Annotated in this window: 15 protein-coding genes; 7 read left to right on the top strand and 8 right to left on the bottom strand. The window is 67.2% G+C overall.

Going from position 1 to position 18,194, the window contains the following annotated elements; translation table 11 throughout:
• The first annotated feature begins 246 nt into the window (after positions 1 to 246).
• Complete coding sequence (locus GUI70_RS09380) at positions 247 to 2,244, top strand: S9 family peptidase (protein WP_161882049.1); 1,998 nt, start codon at positions 247 to 249, stop codon at positions 2,242 to 2,244.
• 41 nt (positions 2,245 to 2,285) lie between these two features.
• Positions 2,286 to 3,959, top strand: coding sequence for a glycerol-3-phosphate acyltransferase (locus GUI70_RS09385; RefSeq protein ID WP_161882050.1), 1,674 nt, complete (start codon positions 2,286 to 2,288; stop codon positions 3,957 to 3,959).
• An 18-nt stretch (positions 3,960 to 3,977) separates the two neighbouring features.
• Here the strand turns inward: GUI70_RS09385 and GUI70_RS09390 are convergent, their stop codons facing one another.
• The 5 genes from GUI70_RS09390 to prfA form a co-directional block, all read right to left on the bottom strand.
• The gene (locus GUI70_RS09390; protein WP_161882051.1) at positions 3,978 to 4,685 is read right to left on the bottom strand and encodes a PIG-L family deacetylase; all 708 of its coding nucleotides are present in this window, start codon (positions 4,683 to 4,685) and stop codon (positions 3,978 to 3,980) included.
• Positions 4,686 to 4,713: 28 nt separating this feature from the next.
• Positions 4,714 to 5,241 carry a DoxX family membrane protein gene (locus tag GUI70_RS09395; RefSeq protein WP_161882052.1) on the bottom strand — a complete coding sequence of 176 codons (528 nt, stop codon included), beginning with the start codon at positions 5,239 to 5,241 and terminating at the stop codon, positions 4,714 to 4,716.
• A 102-nt stretch (positions 5,242 to 5,343) separates the two neighbouring features.
• A complete protein-coding gene (locus GUI70_RS09400; RefSeq protein WP_161882053.1) occupies positions 5,344 to 6,327 on the bottom strand; it encodes an aminoglycoside phosphotransferase family protein in 984 nt (327 codons plus the stop codon).
• 6 nt (positions 6,328 to 6,333) lie between these two features.
• A complete protein-coding gene (locus GUI70_RS09405; protein WP_161882054.1) occupies positions 6,334 to 6,819 on the bottom strand; it encodes an NUDIX hydrolase in 486 nt (161 codons plus the stop codon).
• A 47-nt stretch (positions 6,820 to 6,866) separates the two neighbouring features.
• Positions 6,867 to 7,967, bottom strand: a complete 1,101-nt coding sequence (gene prfA, locus GUI70_RS09410; protein WP_237724809.1) for a peptide chain release factor 1 — start codon at positions 7,965 to 7,967, stop codon at positions 6,867 to 6,869.
• Between the two features lie 179 nt (positions 7,968 to 8,146).
• Between prfA and GUI70_RS09415 the strand changes: the two genes are divergently transcribed.
• Positions 8,147 to 9,109, top strand: a complete 963-nt coding sequence (locus GUI70_RS09415) for a homoserine dehydrogenase (protein ID WP_237724819.1) — start codon at positions 8,147 to 8,149, stop codon at positions 9,107 to 9,109.
• A gap of 7 nt (positions 9,110 to 9,116) precedes the next feature.
• Here GUI70_RS09415 and GUI70_RS09420 read toward each other — a convergent pair whose 3' ends face one another.
• A complete protein-coding gene (locus GUI70_RS09420) occupies positions 9,117 to 10,298 on the bottom strand; it encodes an amidohydrolase (RefSeq protein WP_161882056.1) in 1,182 nt (393 codons plus the stop codon).
• 74 nt (positions 10,299 to 10,372) lie between these two features.
• On the bottom strand, positions 10,373 to 11,875 hold the full coding sequence (locus tag GUI70_RS09425; protein ID WP_237724820.1) for an ABC transporter substrate-binding protein: 1,503 nt from the start codon (positions 11,873 to 11,875) through the stop codon (positions 10,373 to 10,375).
• 312 nt (positions 11,876 to 12,187) lie between these two features.
• On the opposite strand from GUI70_RS09425, the gene GUI70_RS09430 reads away from it, so the two are divergent.
• The 3 genes from GUI70_RS09430 to GUI70_RS09440 all read left to right on the top strand — a co-directional run bounded on the left by GUI70_RS09430 (position 12,188) and on the right by GUI70_RS09440 (position 15,968).
• Complete coding sequence (locus GUI70_RS09430; RefSeq protein WP_161882058.1) at positions 12,188 to 13,153, top strand: polyprenyl synthetase family protein; 966 nt, start codon at positions 12,188 to 12,190, stop codon at positions 13,151 to 13,153.
• A gap of 177 nt (positions 13,154 to 13,330) precedes the next feature.
• Positions 13,331 to 14,578 carry a Glu/Leu/Phe/Val family dehydrogenase gene (locus tag GUI70_RS09435; protein ID WP_161882059.1) on the top strand — a complete coding sequence of 416 codons (1,248 nt, stop codon included), beginning with the start codon at positions 13,331 to 13,333 and terminating at the stop codon, positions 14,576 to 14,578.
• Positions 14,579 to 14,657: 79 nt separating this feature from the next.
• A complete protein-coding gene (locus GUI70_RS09440; RefSeq protein ID WP_161882060.1) occupies positions 14,658 to 15,968 on the top strand; it encodes a Glu/Leu/Phe/Val family dehydrogenase in 1,311 nt (436 codons plus the stop codon).
• A 28-nt stretch (positions 15,969 to 15,996) separates the two neighbouring features.
• Here the strand turns inward: GUI70_RS09440 and GUI70_RS09445 are convergent, their stop codons facing one another.
• Entirely contained in the window at positions 15,997 to 17,139 is a 1,143-nt protein-coding gene (locus GUI70_RS09445; RefSeq protein ID WP_306468289.1) for an RNA-guided endonuclease InsQ/TnpB family protein, read from the bottom strand.
• 225 nt (positions 17,140 to 17,364) lie between these two features.
• Here GUI70_RS09445 and GUI70_RS09450 point away from each other — a divergent pair, with 225 nt between their 5' ends.
• Entirely contained in the window at positions 17,365 to 18,141 is a 777-nt protein-coding gene (locus GUI70_RS09450) for a hypothetical protein (protein ID WP_161882061.1), read from the top strand.
• Positions 18,142 to 18,194: the final 53 nt, after the last annotated feature.

Consider the following 18,194-nt stretch of genomic DNA (forward strand, 5'->3'; position numbering starts at 1 on the left):
GGCGTGTTGCGGCGCGGGGTGAAGGTTGGGGGAGAACGGTTACCAGTCGGTGGGTGGGGTGGGTGAAACCAGACGCCTTGCAGGCCAAAGTCTGCGTTTCACTGAACGGGTTAGTCTAGCAGACGTTTCGCGAACTGCTCTTGTGAATCTTACCTTTGCCTGCCCCGGCCTCGCGCTGTGCCGGGCGTGAACATCAAGCCCAGATGAAAGCGGTGGGGGGACGCTGCGGCGATATAACGTCTGCATATGAATGCCGCCTCACCGGACAGCTTGTTTGGCCTTGAGTTTCCCTCCGATCTGCAGCTCTCGCCGGACGGGCAGTCGGTGGCCTACGTGCTGGGCCGGGTGGAGGAGGACGACCCGAACCGGGTGGACGCTGCCTGGCCCAAACCCCGCTACCGCAGCCAGATCGTGCTGGCCGACGCCAGTGGGCCGCGCCCGCTGACTGCCGGGACGGGCCGCGACACCGCGCCGTGCTGGTCGCCGGATGGGCAATCGCTGGTGTTCGTCTCGGACCGGGCCGGGAAGCCGCAGCTCTATCGGATTTCCGTCAACGGCGGCGAGGCCCGTGCGCTCACGATGGCCGCTCAGTTTCCGCAGGGCGTCTCGGCGGCGCAGTGGAGTCCCGATGGCCGCTGGCTGGCGTTCCTGGCGCCCGAGGGCGAGGCCGACCCTGGTCCCGAGCGCGGAGCGGCCCGCATCATCACCCGGCTCAAGTACCGCGCCAACGGAGCCGACTTTCTACCGGATGTGCCTGCTGCCCTGTGGCGCTGCGAGGTCGCCAGCGGCCAGACCGAGTGCTGGCTGAGGCCGGAGCAGTCCATCACGGAGTTCGCCTGGTGGCCCGACTCACGCGGGGTGCTCTACGTCAGCAGCACAAATGAGATGGCAGGAACGCTGTGGCAGCAGGAAGCGTATGAACTGCCGCTCGACGGTTCACCGAGCCAGCTCACCGACTGGGCTGCGCCGATCTCGCAACTCGCGCCGCACCCGGACGGCGTGCGCTTCGCGGCCCAGGCCAGATTCCGCACCGAGCGCAACGACACCGACGCACATCTGTACCTGTTCGGCAATGGAGCAGAAGTCACGCGCCTCGATGTCCACGACCTCCCGGCGGGCAGCAACGTGTCGGGCGATCTGCATGTCGGAAGCATGCCGGACCGGCCCTGCTGGCTCAGCGACACCCGGTTGGCTTTCCTGGTGACGGTGGGCGGCGCGAGCGGGGTGTACGTGGCCGACCTCGCTGGAACGGTTAAGCCGCACACCTTTGATCCGGCACGGGTGGTGGTGGCCTTTGGCGCGAACGACCGTGGCGCGGCCTGGCTCTCGGAGTCGGCCACCCAGGTGCCGCAGGTCATACTCAACGGCGTGCAGGTCAGTCATTGTCCCGCGCCCGACTTTGCCCTTAGCTCGCCGGAGCGCCTCGCCTTCCAGAACGAACGCGGTGAGGGCGAGGGCTGGGTGCTGCGGCCCACCGAATCGCCAGCCGCGCCGCCCGCCCTGCTGAGCATTCACGGCGGGCCGCACAGCACCTACGGACACGGCTTCATGCACGAGTTCCAGCTGCTGGCTGCACGGGGCTACGCCGTGTGCTACAGCAATCCGCGCGGCTCGCTGGGCTACGGTCAGGCCTGGTCGTCCGACATCTTCGGGCGCTGGGGCAGCGTGGACGCGGACGATCTGCTCAACTTCTTTGATACCTGCCTCTCTCAGTTGCCGCTCGACCGGACGCGCACCGGGGTGATGGGCGGCAGCTACGGCGGCTATATGACCAACTGGCTCACCTCGCACACCAACCGCTTTCAGGTGGCCGTCACTGACCGCAGCATTTGCAACCTGATTTCGTTCGGCGGCACCTCCGACATCGGCATGCGCTTCTGGGACGACGAACTCGGCGGCAACTTCCACCGCAGCGCCGACATCGACAAGCTGTGGGCCATGAGTCCGCTGCGCTACGTCGAGCAGGTCAAGACGCCGACCCTGATCGTCCACAGCGTGCTCGACCACCGCTGCCCCGTCGAGCAGGCCGAGCAGTGGTTTGCGGCCCTCAAGCTGCACGGCGTTCCGGTCCGCTTCGTGCGCTTCCCGGACGAGGACCACGAACTCAGCCGTGCCGGACGCCCCGACCGCCGCGCCGAGCGGCTGGGCGAGTACCTCGGCTGGCTGGACGCGGCGCTGATGCCGCCCGCGCTGGACGTACCGGACCAGCGCGCCCAGATGCAGGAGCAGCTCGGCGAGGGTTGACCTGACCTGTGCTGGCGCTCCGCCTCGCCTAGAATGCCCGCATGGTGTTCTTATCGTTCCTGCTGCTGGCCCTTGCCTACCTGATCGGCAGCTTGCCGCTGGGCCACTGGCTGCTCTCGCGGCGCGGCTTCGAGTCGCGGCTGCACAATGCGTACAACCTGGGCGTGGAGAACGTGGTGCGGCGCGTCGGGCTGGGTGCGGCGGTGGGCAGCGCGGCCCTCGACGCAGCCAAGGGCTTCGCCGCCGTGCTGGTCGCCTCCTCACTGAACCAGCCGGAACTGTGTGTATTGGCGGGGCTGGCGGCGTATCTGGGCCACCTCAATCCGCCCCGGCTCCTGTTCGGGCAGACGCCGCCACGTGGCCGGGGCAATCTGGTGCTGCTGGGCGTGTTCGCGGCGCTGAGCGTGGCGGGGCACCTCAGCTTGTGGCTGACCGTGCCGCCGCTGGTCGTCTACGCCGCCGTGCTGGGCTTCGGCGGCTACGTCAGCCTGGCGACGGTGGCGGGGCTGGGCGTGTTCGCGGTGCTGATCGCCCTCTCGCCGCTGGATATTCCGGCCAAGCTGGGAGCGCTGGGACTGGTGCTCTCGGCGGCGTGGCGCTTCAAGGAGAACCTGGGCCGCATTCTCGACGGGACCGAGCCGCGCCTGGGCGACGACGTGCCGATGATGGGCAAGCGCGAGGGGGAGGTACTGGCCGCCTTCATGATTCACCCGCTGACCCTGGAGGACTTCTGGCAGACCCGGCGCTTTGCCTGGATGCGCCCGCTGGTCGAGCGCGGCGTGCTGAGCGAGGCCACCGTCCGCAACGTCGCCAGCAGTCTGCGGCCCATGAAGGTGGGCGAACTGCACGGCATCAAGACCAACGACGGTAAGCGCATCCGGGCGTACCTGCTCAGCAGCCCGCTGTTGCCCGAGGTGTTTCGCGACGATCCGGAACTGGCGACCCGGCGGGCCATCGAGGGTGCGCGGCTGGCCCAGGAACTCGGTGCGGAAGTGTTCGGTTTGGGGGCCTTCTGGAGTGTGGTTGGGAATAAGGGTGTGGACGTGCAGGCAGCGGTGCCGGGCATCACCGTGACCAACGGCGGGGCTTACACCTCCGGCACCATCAAGGCGGCCATTCCCGGCATCCTGCAGCACTTCGCCTCGGAGGGCCGCGATTTGTCGAAGGCGACGGCCGCGGTGGTGGGCGCAAACGGCGTGGTGGCCTTTGGCATCGCCCGCACCATCGCGCCGCAGGTGGGCAAGGTCATCATGGTTGGCCGCGACCTGGAGCGCTTGGAGCGCAGCGCGGCTACCCTGCGCCGGGCCAACAAGACCACCGAGATCGTCACGACCACCGACTACGCCGCCCTCAAAGAAGCCGACCTGATCTTCACCGCCACCAGCGACCCAAACCCGGTTATCTTCCCCGAACACGTCAAGCCGGGTACCTGGATTTTTGACGAGGGCCGCCCAGCCGACGTGGCCGAGTCGGTGGCGCTCCTGCCGGGCGTGCGGGTCATTCCCGGCGGCGTGGTGCGCCCGCCCGGCGGCATGACCTCCAGCGTGGACCTGCACTTCGGCGAGGGCGCCGTGCCCGCCTGCCTGGCCGAGACCCTGATCATCACCGCGACCGGTGAACATGGGCGCAAGAGCCTAGGGCCGCAGACGCTCACCGAGAACATCAACTTCTTCGTGGAGCAGGCCGGGAAGCTGGGCTTCGAGGTGGTGGACTGACCTGATCTGACGGTCACGCTACAGCTGCGCCGGGTCGAGCACCAGCAGTTCCTCGCTCTCGAAGGCCTCGCAGGAGCGCGCCCGGCCTAGGGTGCCCCAGTACATCATTCTGGCCCTGCGCCGCTCCACGATTTCCGGGGTGACCGTCTCGCTGATAGCGGCTCCAGTGAACTGGCTGACGTGCGCCCGGACCGCCGCTTCCCAGGTGGGCAACTCTGCTTCCACATCCACCAGAATATTGGCGGCGATGTCGGCGTTGCCCTGGTACATCAGCAGTCGTGAGATGCGGTGCGGTGGGCCCGGCACGTCGGCCCGGGCGAGGGCCGCCAGATGCACCGCCCGCTTGGCCAGGTGGTAGGCCCCGAAGTGGTCCGGATGGCGGTCGCGGTGGTGCGGAATCACCAGCACGCGCGGGCGCACCAGCCGCAGGGCAATCGCCAGGGCGCGGGCCTGTTCGGGCGTCTCCATCAGGCCGCCGTCGGGCAGGCCGAGCTGACCGCGCCAGGCCAGTCTGAGGATGCGGGCGGCGTCCACGCACTCGGCCTCGCGGGTGTCGGGGTCGCCCTGGGTGCCGCCCTCACCGCGCGTGAGTTCCAGGATGCCCACCGGCTGCCCGCCGCGCGCGAGCCTCGCCAGCGTGCCGCCCGCACCGATCTCGGCGTCGTCGGGGTGGGGAGCCAGCACCAGCCAGGCAAGAGGCTGGGGTGTGCCGTAAGTGGTATACATGCCGCCCAAGGTAGCGCCGGGGCAGCGGTCAGGCAGCGGGCTCTGAAGCTGGGAGGCGGCCCCGGCGTGCACGCCAGCCGTCCAGTCCCCACCAGCCAGCGACCGCCGAGGCGGCGACCAGCAGCAAGCTAAGGGTCAGCATCAATGGGTTGAGGCCCAGCGACCCGGACAACAAAAAATTCAGATTGAGCAGCGCCCCGACCAGAGCGGCCAGCCCGCTCAGCAGACCGAGAATCAGCAGCGCTCCCACCGTGACCTCGGTCAATGGAATCACGTAAGTGAGGACGCCTGCACTGGGCTGGGCCACCCCCTTCAGGACGGCGGCGTACCAGCCGGTGACGGTGGCGTCCGGTCCCTGGGCGCTAGCGATGGCCTTGCCGAAAAAGGTGTGGATGGCCTTGCCCGCGTCCGCGCCCACCCAGGCCGGGTCACCGAACTTCTCGATGCCGGAAGTCAGCCAGTTGTAACCCAGCCACAGCCGCGCCAGCAGCCACAGCAAAGCCGTGCGGGGATCGGTGAATAGGAGGCTGGCCCGCAGCGGATGCACAGGGTTCATGAAGCCACGTTGCCACGCCCTGTGTGCTCGGGTAGGGTGAAATCTCGCCATCTCAAGGCCCGCTCAACGTGACTTCAAGGCCGAAATCCGCCATTTCCCACTTCAAATGGGTGGCGTCTTGAGGAGTCCGGGCCAGTCACGCGCCGTCAACACGCGGCTCAGGGCAGCGGAATAATCGAGTGGGCCATGTGCCTGCCAACTCTCATCACCTGCCACGAGCAACCACAGCCGCAGCCGCTCGAAATCTGGAATCTGGCCGTAGCCTTCAAACAGTGGTGTCCACCACTCCAGAGACGGTGCTGCGCCGCGCAACTCCAGCGCCAACTTGACGAAATCCGCTTCGGCTGCGCCTGCCGAAGCAACTTCCAGATCGAGGACGCCGCTCACCCGCCAGCCGTGTGCCGAACGCGCCACGAAGAACTGGCTGGCGTGGCAGTCACCGTGCGTGAAGCGGGGCGGATGATAGGCCGCCGCCAGCAGCGCGGTCAGCTCAGCGAAACGTCGGGTGAGTTCTTCGTGCAGCGTTACCGGCAAGTCCAGATTATTCAACTGACGGTGCGCCTCGGCCTGCGCCGCCTCTACAGTCCACAGCGGATGGGTCCAGTCCGCCGCGTCCGGCGCACCTTGCGGCCCTGCCGGGTTCATCAGGTAGCCGGGGAACTGAAAAGTGAGGGCGTGCATCCGCGCCAGATACTGACCCACCTGCCGCAGCAGTTCGGTGGCGTCGCCGGGAAACCGGCTCAGTGCCGTCGTCAGCGGCCAGCCGGGAAGCGAACTGAGCAGCAGCGCCGGGCGGCCCAGAACTTTCCCTGTCGTGTCGCCCCAGCGCTGCTGAGGGACAGGCAGGCCACGCTGTTCAAGGCTGTGGTAAGCCGCCAGCTCGTGCTGAACACAACCGGCTGTGGCCGCCAGATCATCGCCGTACCAGACTTTGGTGTACGCCTTGAGATAAAACGTTCCCGCGTCCGCCTCGACACGCCACACATCGTTGTGCCGCTTGAGCAAGGTCACCTGCCGGACGGCTCCCAGGTCGTTGAGGCGGGTCAGGGCGCTCAGTTGCGCTGGCGACGGATCAAAGGGCAGCATCCCAGTTCACTTCAAGGCCGGAATCCGCAGCCCCCCGCGCCCGTCCCAGCCCTGAAAGGCGTAGAACCGCCCTGGCTGGGCCGTATTGAGGTAATCGGTCAGCGGCTCGCGCATCGGCGGGCTGTCGAGCTTGGCGAGCGCTTCCTCGGGGGTGTAGAAGCGGGCCTCCACAATCAGACCGTCGGGGTCGTCGGGGTTGAGCAGGCCTTCCCAGGTCGCGTCGAACACGATGGCGATGGCCCGCTCGCTGCGCCGGGCGTCCTCGATATGTACGGTGTAGGCCATGTGCCGGATGCTGGTCAGCTTGAGGCCAGTTTCCTCGTAGATTTCGCGGTAGACCGCTTCGGGGGCCGTCTCGCCGGGTTCGACCATGCCGCCGGGCAGCGTGTAGCGCACCCGCCCCTGGCCCTGCCAGTCGTTGCCCACCAGCAGCACCCGCCCGTGTGCGTCGCGCAGGATGGCCGCCGTCACCAGCAGGTCACGCCGGGGCATGCGTCACCTGCGGAGGTTTTGGGAGGGGGAGACGGGCGGCGCGAAACTTAAGCCGCGCCATCGGTCATGCTGGCCAGCAGCGCCTCGCGCTCGAGCCGGGTCAGGGCGTCGAGAACGCCGCCGAGCGAGCCGTTCATCACGCTGTCGAGGGCAAAGTTCTTGTCCTCGCCGCTGAGGCGGTGGTCGGTGACGCGGTTTTGCGGGTAGTTGTAGGTGCGGACCTTCTCGCTGCGGTCGCCGCTGCCCACCTGCGCGGCGCGGCTCTCGCTGCGGCTGGCCTCGAAGACCTCGCGCTCGCGCTCGGCCAAGCGGGTCCGCAAGACCTCCAGGGCCTTCTCGCGGTTCTTGATCTGCGACCGGGTTTCCTGGCAGACCACCATGATCTCGTCGGGGGTGCCGCCCTTGTACACCGCCCGCACCGCCGAGTCGGTGGTGTTGACGCTCTGCCCACCTGCGCCCTGCGAACGGTACACGTCGATGCGCACGTCCGAGAGGTCGAGCTGCACGTCGCTCGGCTCGGCCACCGGCAGTACCGCCACCGTCACGGTGCTGGTATGAATGCGGCCCTGCGTTTCGGTGGCAGGAATGCGCTGCACCCGGTGCACGCCGCGCTCGAATTTGAGGGTGCGGTAGGCGTAGTCGCCGCTGACCTCGGCCATCACCTTGGAAAATCCGCCCAGGCTGCTGGTGCTCTCGTCGAGAATGCTGAGCCTGAAGCCGCGCTCGGAAAGGTAGCGCTCGTAGAGCCGCAGCAGATCGGCGGCAAACAGCCCCGCCTCGTCGCCGCCCGCGCCGGCCCGGATTTCCAGGATCACGTCCTTGGCGTCGTCAGGGTCAGTGGGCAGCAGCAGCACTTCCAGCTCGGCGGCAACGGCGCTGCGGCGTGCCCGGCTCTCCTGCAACTCGGCCTCGGCCAGTTCGCGCATCTCAGGGTCGGCCAGCAGGTCGCGGGCCTGCGCCTCACTCTCTGCCAGGGCCAGATCCTCGGCGTACAGCGAGGTGATGGGCTCCAGCTCGCGCTGGCGGCGGGTCAGCTTGACGAGCCGGGGGGAATCGGCCAGCACCTGGGGGTCGGCCAGCTGGCGCAGGGTCAGATCGTATTCGTGGGCCAGTTCCGAGAGTCGGGCGCTGAGACTGGGCCTCAACACGGCGGGCCTGCCGGGCAGTGATGCAGGTGAGGGCGGCAAACGGTGAACACGGGATTCATGCACCCAGTCTAGCGCGGCGCGTCTTTCGCAAATCCCTCTTTCCGTATACTTCGCTGCATATGACCGCTTTTCTGCTTGCCCAGCCTGCCCCGGCCCTGCCTGACGCCCCGCGCACCGGGCTGCGAACCGTGACCATCGGCCTGCTCGGCTGCGGGACGGTGGGCCAGGCTGTCTTGCAGCTGCTCCAGCGCCGGGAAGCCATCTTTGCCGACCTGGGGGTGCAGCTCTCGGTCTGCGGCGTGCTGGTGCGCGACCTGACCCAGCCGCGCGACGTGCCCGCCGGAACCCCACTCACGAGCGACCCGGCCTTCCTCGGCGAGTGCAGCATCGTGGTGGAGCTGATGGGCGGGGTGGACCGGCCCCTGGGACTGCTGGCCCCGGTGCTGCGCTCCAGGCGGCCGGTCGTGACCGCCAACAAGGCCATGCTGGCCGAACGCTGGGACACGCTGCGCGACTACGCCCTGGGCGGCCAGCTCTACTACGAATCCGCCGTGATGGCTGGAACCCCCATCATCGGGCCGATGAGCACGGTGCTGCGGGCCAGCCGTTTCGTGCGGCTTCAGGCGGTGCTCAACGGCACCTGCGCCTACATCCTGGGCCAGATGGAGCACGGCAAGCCCTACGCCCAGGCGCTGGCGGAGGCGCAGGCCCTGGGCTACGCCGAGACGCCGCCCACCCTGGACGTCGGCGGCTTCGACACGGCCCACAAGCTGGCGGTGCTGGCCCGCTTCTGCGCCGACGGCGATTTCCGCTACGAGGACGTCAAGGTGCGGGGCATCGAAGATGTCACCCTGAACGACATCGCGGACGCCAGAGCGGCGGGCGAGAAGATCAAGCTGGTCGCCACCCTGGAGCGTGAGGGCGATGGCTGGCGCGCCGAGGTCGCTCCCATCCGCCTGCCGGACAGCCATCCGATCTGCACGGCGGGCGAGGGACGCAACGCGATGGTCTACCAGGGCGAGGAGTGCGGCGAACTGGTGTTCGCGGGCGGCGGCGCGGGCGGCCTGGTGACGGCCAGCGCGGTGGTGGGCGACATCATGGACTGTGTGCTGGGCTTTCCCGGGCACGTGCCGCTGCACTGAACGGGGGCTACACCGCCTGAGTCAGTCGCCGGGCCGCCGCTGCGTACAGCCGCACGCCGTGCTCCAGGGCGCGCTCGTCCACCGTGAAGTGCGGGTGGTGGTGCGGTGCGGCGTCCGGGCCACCTGCTCCGATCACGATGAAGGTGCCGGGAACCTTGGTCAGGTAGGCGCTGAAGTCCTCGCCGCCCATATTGGGCTGGCCCTCGACGATCTGAATGTCCGGCCCGAGCGTCTCGCGCGTCACTTCCCTCAGCACGGCGGTGGTCGCCGGGTCGTTGTGCAGGGCGCGGTAGCCGCGCTGGTAATCGAAGGTGTACGAGGCTCCGTAGCCCTCGCTGATCCCCTTGATGAGCTGCTCCATACGCTGCGGCATCAGGTCGCGCAGTGCGGCATCGAAGGTGCGCACTGTGCCGCCGAGCGTGACGCTGTTCGGGATGACGTTATGGGCGCTGCCGCCGTGAATCTGGGTCACGCTCAGCACGGCAGGTTCGAGAGGGTCGCGCTGCCGCGAGACGATGCTCTGGAAGGCCAGCACGATCTGGGCGGCGATGATGACCGGATCAACCGTCTGGTGCGGGCTGGCAGCGTGCCCGCCGCGCCCCTCGATCACGATCTCGAACGCGTCGGAAGCGGCCAGCAGCGGGCCGTCGCGCAGCACGATCACGCCGGTCGGTACCGGGCTCATCAGGTGGGTGCCGACCGCCACGTCCACCCCGTCCATCACGCCCGCGTCCACGATCTGCTGTGCGCCGCCGGGAAACAATTCCTCGGCGTGCTGGAAGATCATTCTGACTTCGCCGCTGAGCGTTTCCGGCTGGGCCGCGAGCAGTTTGGCCGCGCCCAGCAGCATGGCAGTGTGGCCGTCGTGCCCGCAGGCGTGCATCACGCCGGGATTCTGCGAGGCGAACGCCAGCCCGGTGTCCTCCTGAATCGGCAGGGCGTCCATGTCGGCGCGCAGCAGCACCGTGCGGCCCGGCCCGGCCTGGCCCCTCAGCACCGCCAGCACGCTGGTCGGGGTGGGGCGGCTGATCTGGAGGTGGGGCATCTGGCGCAGCTCACCCTCCACGAAGTCGGCGGTCTTGAATTCGTGAAACGACAGCTCGGGGTGCTGGTGCAAGTGGCGTCGCCACTCGGTGACCTGCTGGAGGTCAGCGGGCGTGGGCTGGTCGGTGCTGGCAATCTGGGTCATGGCAAACCTCGCTCAGGAGAGTGGAGACGCGGCACAAGGAAAGTGGGGGGCACTCATCTGCCCCCCGCTGCTGTTTACTTCTTGCCCTCAATCGTGATGTCCTCGAACGGCGTCAGCGCCGAGGGACCGGGCTGCCAGCCCTTGACATAGCTGCGGGCGGCCCCCAGCGGACGCGAGTGGACGATCGGCAGCCGGATATTGGCGTCGTAGGTGATCTGCCCGATCTGGGCGTAGGCCTTGGCGCTCACCGTGCGCGAACTGCTGGCCACCGCCATGCTGAGCAGCGAGAACAGCTTGGGGTTGGCGTAGCCGGTGTCGGCGGGCGACGACTCGCCGTAGTAGGTGTTGTAGAAGTTGTAGGGGCTGGCATACGGCCCGGTCCAGCCGATCATGTACATGTCGAAGCCGGGCGCGGTGTTGCGGTCTTCGAGGTACTTGGCCCAGTCCTCGGTCTTGAGGTTGACCTTGATGCCGATGCCCGCCAGGTCGGCGGCCATCGCCTCGGCGATCGGCTTGGGCGTCGGGAAGTACGGGCGGCTCACTGGCATGTACCACAAATCCAGGCTGATGCCGTTGGGGTAGCCCGCCTCGGTCAGCAGCTTCTTGGCCGCTGCCGGGTCGTAGGTGTAGTCGGCGGGCACGGTCTTGGGATTGGCCCAGGCCAGCGCCGGGGGCAGAAAGCTGGCGTCGGACACGCCCAGGCCGTTCCAGAAGCCCTCCACGATGGCCTTCTTGTTGATGGCCATGCTGATCGCCTGCCTCACCTTGTCGTTCTTGAGGTATTGATTGCGAATGTTCAGGCTCAGCGTGCCCACGTTGAACGACGGCACGATGACTGCCGTCAGGTTGGGGTCGGCCTTCACCGCGCCGAGTTGATCGGGGTTGAGGTCGGAGGTGAAGTCGATGGTCCCGGCCTTGAGTTCGTTGAGGCGGGCGCTAGGATCCTTGATAAAGCGCATCACCAGGCTGTCGTACTTGGCTTTCTTGCCCCAGTGGGTTTTGTTGGGCGTCAGCACGATCCGGTCGCCGGTCTGCCACGACTGCATCACGAACGGCCCGGTGCCGACGGGCAGGGCGGCGGGCGTGCCGTACTTGGCTCCGGCTTTCTTGATGGCGGCGGGCGAGGCGATGCCGAAGAAGGTGGTCGCCAGCGACTCCGGAAACGGCGCGAAGGGATGGCTCAGTGTGAAGATCACCTTGTCGGGACCGTCGGCGCGCACGCTTTTCAGGAAGCTGTTCTTGTCACTCTTGAAGCCGCCGAAGATGAACTGCCACGACGTGAAGGTCTTGCCCATCGGCGCGCCTTCAGGAGCCGCCGTGTCCCACCAGCGGTTGACGTTGTAGACCACCGCGTCAGCGTTGAACGGCGTGCCGTCGCTGAATTTGACGTTCTTGCGCAGGGTGAAGGTCCACTCGGTGGCGTCCTTATTGGCCGTCCAGCGGGTGGCCAGCCCCGGCGTGATGGTGGTCGTGCCTTTCTTGAAGCGCACCAGCATGTCGTAAACGAGTGACTGCACCAGTGACGAGTTGCCGTCGGTGATGGTGCCGGAATCGAGCGACACCGGATCGCCGCCCATGCCGTAGACCAAGCTGGCGGCGCTGGCCGAGCTGCCCAGACTTAGGCTGCCGAGCACTGCGCCGCCTAAGAGCCAGGCCAGTCTCAGGGCAGGTCGCCGGGGTGGGGTGGATGGGGTCTGGCGGCGGTCGGTGACGGGCAAGGAACGCTTCGACATGGTGTCCTCCGTGAGAGCGGGCAAAGCCAGGAATGGGCCGGGCAGAAACGAATGCGGTGCCAGGCCGCATCATACGGTCTTCGGTGCGCTGGCCCGCCGCCTCACCACCCGCCCACCGGGCGTTTTGCCCCTGCCGCGCCCTCTATACTGCGGGGCATGACCGCTCCCAGCGCCGTGCCAATGCCCGAATTCGAGGCCCGACTGCGCGAGGTGCTGCGCTCGAAGGTGGAATTCATCGAGCTGATCGGGGAGGATCTGGTGGCGGCGGGTGGCAAGCGGGTGCGCCCGGCCATTACGGTCCTGGCCTCGAAGGTGCTGGGTAGCGCGGCGCATTTGCCCGACATCACGGCGGCAGATACTGATCTGGCCGTGTGTGTCGAACTGCTGCACTCGGCCTCTCTCTTGCACGACGATCTGATCGACGACTCCGAGACCCGGCGCGGGCGCGAGACGGCCTTTCGCAAGTTCGGCAACGTGGTCAGCGTGATGAGCGGCGACTTCATGCTCAGCCGCCTGCTGGTGCTGCTCTCGAACATGCCGCAGAGTCTGACCCGCGCCTTCGGACTGGCCGCCAGTGCGGTGTGCGAGGGCGAGGTGCTGCAGTTTCAGGTGGCGGCCTACGGCGACTACTCGCTGGGCAATTATCTTCAGGTCATCTACGGCAAGACGGCGGCGGTGTTCGAGCTGGCCGCCTGCGCTCCGGCCCTGCTGCGCGGCGCGCCTCCGGAAACCGAGGCGGCGCTCTCGACCTACGGACGCGAATATGGCCTGGCCTTTCAGATGCAAGACGACCTGCTCGACTTGATGGGTGACGAGGCCACCATCGGCAAGCCGGTGGGCGGCGATCTGCGCGAGGGCAAGGCCACCTTGCCGGTGCTGTACCTGCTGGAAGGGGAGAGCGAGGGCGAGGTGCGCGCCATCCTGGAGCGCCGGGCCGCCGAGCCGGGCGACGTGACGCGGGTACGTGAACTGGTCACCGCCCAGGGCGTCTACGAGCGCACCCGCGCCGAGATCGTGCGCCGCGCCCACCTGGCCATTCAGGCGCTGCACCAGTTGCCGCCCAGCCCCGACCGTGACCGGCTGGAAGCCTACGCCGCGCACGAAGCCCAGCGGGTGCGCTGAGGTTGCCGCCAGCCCGCACAGAGGGGTTACATTTGCGGCGGCGGTTGTCTAGAATCGAACGGAAAGACAACTAGACAGCTCCGGCCAAGCCGGTTGCTCCGCTCTTTCTCATCCGGGTGTTCAGCCCCTGAAGAAAAGGTGGGCCGGGCAGGTGCCGGGGCCGTCAGGAGGACTCAAGTGCGCGTATCTGGACTCAACTGGCAGGGCCTTCTCGAACAGCTCGAACAGGCCCTGCCCTTCACCACGGCAGACGAGCAGAGTCTGGCCTATTTCAAGTTTCCCAAGCGCACGGTGAGTCTCAGCCTGCCGCTGCGGATGGACGACGGCCACGTGAAAATGTTCCGGGGCTACCGCACGGTGCATAGCATCGCGCGCGGCCCGGCGATGGGCGGAGTGCGCTACAAGGGGGGCCTCAGCAGCCACGAATGCGAGGTGCTGGCCGCCATCATGACCCTCAAGAACGCGGTGGCCGATCTGCCGCTGGGCGGCGCCAAGGGTGGCATCAACGTGGATCCGGAGACGCTCAGTGCGGGTGAACTCGAGCGCCTGACCCGCCGCTACACCTCCGAACTCATTGACCTGATCGGCCACCAGAGCGACGTGCTGGCCCCCGACGTGGGCACCGACGAGCAGATCATGGCCTGGATGCTCGACACCCACAACGAGAACCTGGGCACCACCTCGAGCGGCATGGTGGTGGGCAAGCCGGTGCCACTGGGCGGCTCGCTGGGCACCAAGGGCGCGCGCGGGCGCGGCGCGGCCATCGTGACCATGCGGGTGCTCGAAGACCGGGGCGAGTCGATAGAAAACCGCAGCGTGGTCGTGCACGGCTACGGCGACGCGGGGCGCTCGGCGGCGCAGTACCTGGCCCAGCGCGGCGCGCGCGTCATCGGGGTGGCCGATTCCGGCGGGGCCACCTACGCCTCGTCGGGCCTGGACCTCGACGCCCTGAGCGCCCACCGCGAGGTCTCGGGCAGCGTGGCGGGGTTCGCCACTGCCCTCGACCCGGAAGAAGCCCTCGCGCTCAACGCCGACATCCTGATTCTGGCCTACGACCACGGCAGCATCTATGCCGGAAACGCCGCCAGCATCCGCGCACCGCTCGTCATCGAGGCCAGCAACCGCGCCGTGCTGCCCGAGGCCGAGCGCTACCTCAAATTGCAGGGTGTCACGGTCATCCCGGACCTGATCGCCAGCATCGGCGGGGTCATCTCCAATTACCTGGAGTGGGTACAGGATGCCAGTAACTTCTTCTGGCTGGAAGACGAGATCTACGCGGCCCTCGACAAGCGCGTCAACGCCGCCGTGGACGAGGTGATGGCCTTCGCGCGCGAGCACGGCGCGCCCGACCTGCGCACTGCCGCCTACGCCATCGCCCTCAACAAGCTGCACGGCGCGTCGGTGCTGCGCGGCGTGTATCCATGAGCGCTTCCGGCGTTCGTCTTCGCCTTTCCACAATTAACCGCATTTCCCAACAACCCGCATTTCCCGTCAAGGAGCCTGCATGACCACCCTGCCGCCCGATTCCATGCCCCGCACCCTGCACAGCGTGCCCTCGTATCTCGACAAGAGCAACCTCGGCCCCTGGGAAATCTACCTGGAGCAGGTGGACCGGGTCACGCCGTACCTCGGCAAGCTGAGCTACTGGGCCGAGACCCTGAAGCGCCCCAAGCGCATCCTGATCGTGGACGTGCCGATTCACCTCGACGACGGCACGGTGGCGCACTTCGAGGGCTACCGGGTGCAGCACAACACCTCGCGCGGCCCGGCCAAGGGCGGCGTCCGGTTCCACCAGGACGTGACGCTCAGCGAGGTGATGGCGCTCTCGGCCTGGATGACCATCAAGAACGCCGCCGTGAACCTGCCGTACGGCGGCGGCAAGGGCGGGGTCCGGATTGACCCGCGCAACTACTCGCAGGGCGAACTCGAACGCCTGACCCGCCGCTACACCACCGAGATCGGGCTGGTCATCGGGCCGGACAAGGACATTCCCGCGCCGGACGTGAACACCAATCCCCAGACCATGGCCTGGATGATGGACACCTACTCGATGAACGTGGGCCGCACCGCCACGGGCGTGGTGACCGGCAAGCCGGTGCAGCTCGGCGGCTCGCTGGGCCGCGCCGACGCCACCGGGCGCGGGGTGTTCGTGGCGGGCGCGCAGGCGCTGATCAAGCTGGGCATGCCGCTGGAGGGCGCAAAAGTCGCTGTGCAGGGCTTCGGCAACGTGGGCTACGCGGCGGCACGCATCTTCCACGACCACGGCGCGCGGGTCATCGCCATTCAGGACGTGTCCGGCACCATCTTCAGCGCGGGCGGCCTCGACCCCTACGCGGTGCAGGCGCACCTTCAGGCCACCGGCAGCGTGACCGGTTTCGTCGGCAGCGACACGCTGAAGGGGGCCGAGTTCTGGCAGGTGCCGTGCGACATTCTGATTCCCGCCGCGCTGGAAAAGCAGATCACGGCGGACAACGCCGACCAGATCCAGGCGCGCGTCGTCGTGGAGGGCGCAAACGGCCCGACCACCCCCGCCGCCGACGACATTCTGCGCGGGCGCGGCGTGACGGTGGTGCCGGACGTGCTGGCCAACGCGGGCGGCGTGACGGTGAGCTACTTCGAGTGGGTGCAGGACTTCTCCAGCTTCTTCTGGACCGAAGACGAGATCAACGCCCGGCTGGACCGGATCATGGGCGAGGCCTTCAACAGCTTGTGGGATGTGGCCGAGCGTCACGGTGTGACCCTGCGGACGGCGGCCTACATCGTGGCCTGCACGCGGGTGCTCGAAGCGCGTGCATTGCGCGGCCTCTACCCTTGACAATCCCACGGTTTCAACCGTGGGATTCTTAAACCACGCTTGCGCTGACTGCCGCTACGTTCTGGCTTAACGGCTCTGCCCGAGCCAGGATGTTGCGTGCTGCGTTCACGTCGGCATTGTCCTGATGCCCGCAGTTGACGCACACAAAGCGCGATTGGCTGATCCGGTTGGCTTTGCAGGTATGCCCGCATTTATGGCACGCCTGCGAGGTGTATCGGGGGTCAACGCGGATGACTGTCCGAGCGGCGCTTGCAGCCTTCTGAGACAGGAGAGAGAAGAATTGACTCCACCCGACATCGTGGATTGACTGGGCCAAGTTGCCGCGACCCAAGCCGCCCACGTTCAAATCCTCGTGGGCGATGAGGTCGTTTTCTTTGACCAGTTTTGTCGCCGTCTTGTGGTGGAAGTCCAGCCGTTGCCGACTGACCTTGCGGCGCAACTTGGCGAGTTGAGCCTTGACCTTCTTGCGCTGTCCAGACCCTCGTTTCTTGCGGCTGAGTGAACGCTGAACCACCCTGAGCTTCTTCATGGCGGTTTTGAAGTGGCGTGGGTTTTCCACGAACTCCCCATCGGAGGTGATGGCAAACCACGTTATCCCTACGTCCACTCCCACTGAGCTTCCGGTTTTCGGAAGCGGCTGGGGTTCCACTTCGCAAACGTAGCTCACATACCACTCGCCACAATCCCGTGTGATGGTGGCCGTCTTGAGCTTGCCTTCCAGCGACCTGCTCAACCGGAGCCGGATGTTTCCAATCTTACTGAAGTACGCCGTTTCTCCGGCTACGCTGAATCCGAGCTGCGGGTAGGTCAGCGAATCGTACCAGCCCGCCCCCTTGAAGCGCGGGAAGCCAACCTTCTTTGCGCCCTGCCTGACGCGTCGAAAGAAGTTCTGATAGGTCTTGTCCAGCCGTTTGAGAACGTCTTGCAAGACTTGGGAGTAGACGCCCTTGTATTCCGGTAGGGCTTCTTTGATTTCGGGCAGCGCCTTCATCTGGTCGTATCCGCTGATGGTCTTTTTCTCTTTCTTGTACGCCCCGATGCGTTCTTCTAGGGCGCAGTTGTAGAGCTGGCGGCACAAGCTCAGTTGCTCGGTCAGCGCGGCTTCCTGCGCCTTTGTAGGGCGTAACCGGTATCGAAACGCCTTTATGTGCGTGGTAGGCTTGATTTGCAGTCACCTCCTTGAAAGGTGTTGCCGTCCCCCGCGCCTGACTCCCCAGAAAGGCGGCGGGGTTTTGCTCTGCAATTCTACCACAACGCGGCAGGGCTTTCGATTCAGCGCTGAGCATCAGCACCCCGCCCTTCGGGCGCCTGGGCTATCCAGCCCACGGATTTATCCGTGGGCTTTCCGCCCAGACCCTTTTCCTTAAAGACCCCTCAGGCCCGCTAGAATGCCCCGGTGACCTCGCCCGACCCTCACCCCGACCCCCATACCGTGGACCGCGCCCGTAAACTGCTCTCGCTGTGGCGCGGCGCGGTGGGCGGCGAGAAAAGCAAGGCGCGCGGAGCCCTGATGCGGGTGTTGGAGGGCGCAAACCTGACCCTGCGCGACCTGGAGCCGGGCCTACCGCCCGGCCGCGACCCGGAAGATACCCTGACGCTGCGCGAGGCCGACACCCTGCTGGCCGCCCTGGACGGCAGTCCGACAGAGCGCGACACGGCCCTGACCCGCCTGGCCGATCTGCCGAACCTGAGTGTGGCCGAGCGCGAACGGGTGCTGCGTTTTCTGGACGTGGGCCGCTTGGTGGTCTCGCGCGCCGAGGGCTGGGTGCAGGCCCAATCGGACGACGAACTCACCGCCGAGTCAGTGGCCCAGGCGGGCCGCTCGCTCGGCGAATCGGACGTGGCCCGCCATCCCGGCGCGACCCTGGCCGACTCGGCCCGCGATTTGAGCTTGCTGCACGCGGCCTCGCAGGTGCGCCCCGAGCGAACCCTCAAGGCCGCGGACGGGTACGAAGCGGCCTTTCTGGCGGCCCTCTGTGCGGCGCTGAGCCGGGTGCCCGCCAGCGTCAGCGGCCCCGATGCCCAGGGCCAGTATCAGGTCGCGGCGCACCTGAGCGTCAACGAACTCTCGCAGGTGCGTGCCCGGCTGTCGCGCGAGGCGGCGGGGTTGCGCCGCGAACTGCTGCGCGCCGCCCGCCTGTATGGCCGTGCGGTGGGCGAGCAGGCGCTCTAGCCCTGCCAACAGCCTAGAATGCCGCAAAGTCCGGTTCCATTTCTTCTCCCGCT

Origin of the sequence: Deinococcus alpinitundrae (assembly GCF_009982895.1) — a bacterium.
Taxonomy (GTDB): domain Bacteria; phylum Deinococcota; class Deinococci; order Deinococcales; family Deinococcaceae; genus Deinococcus; species Deinococcus alpinitundrae.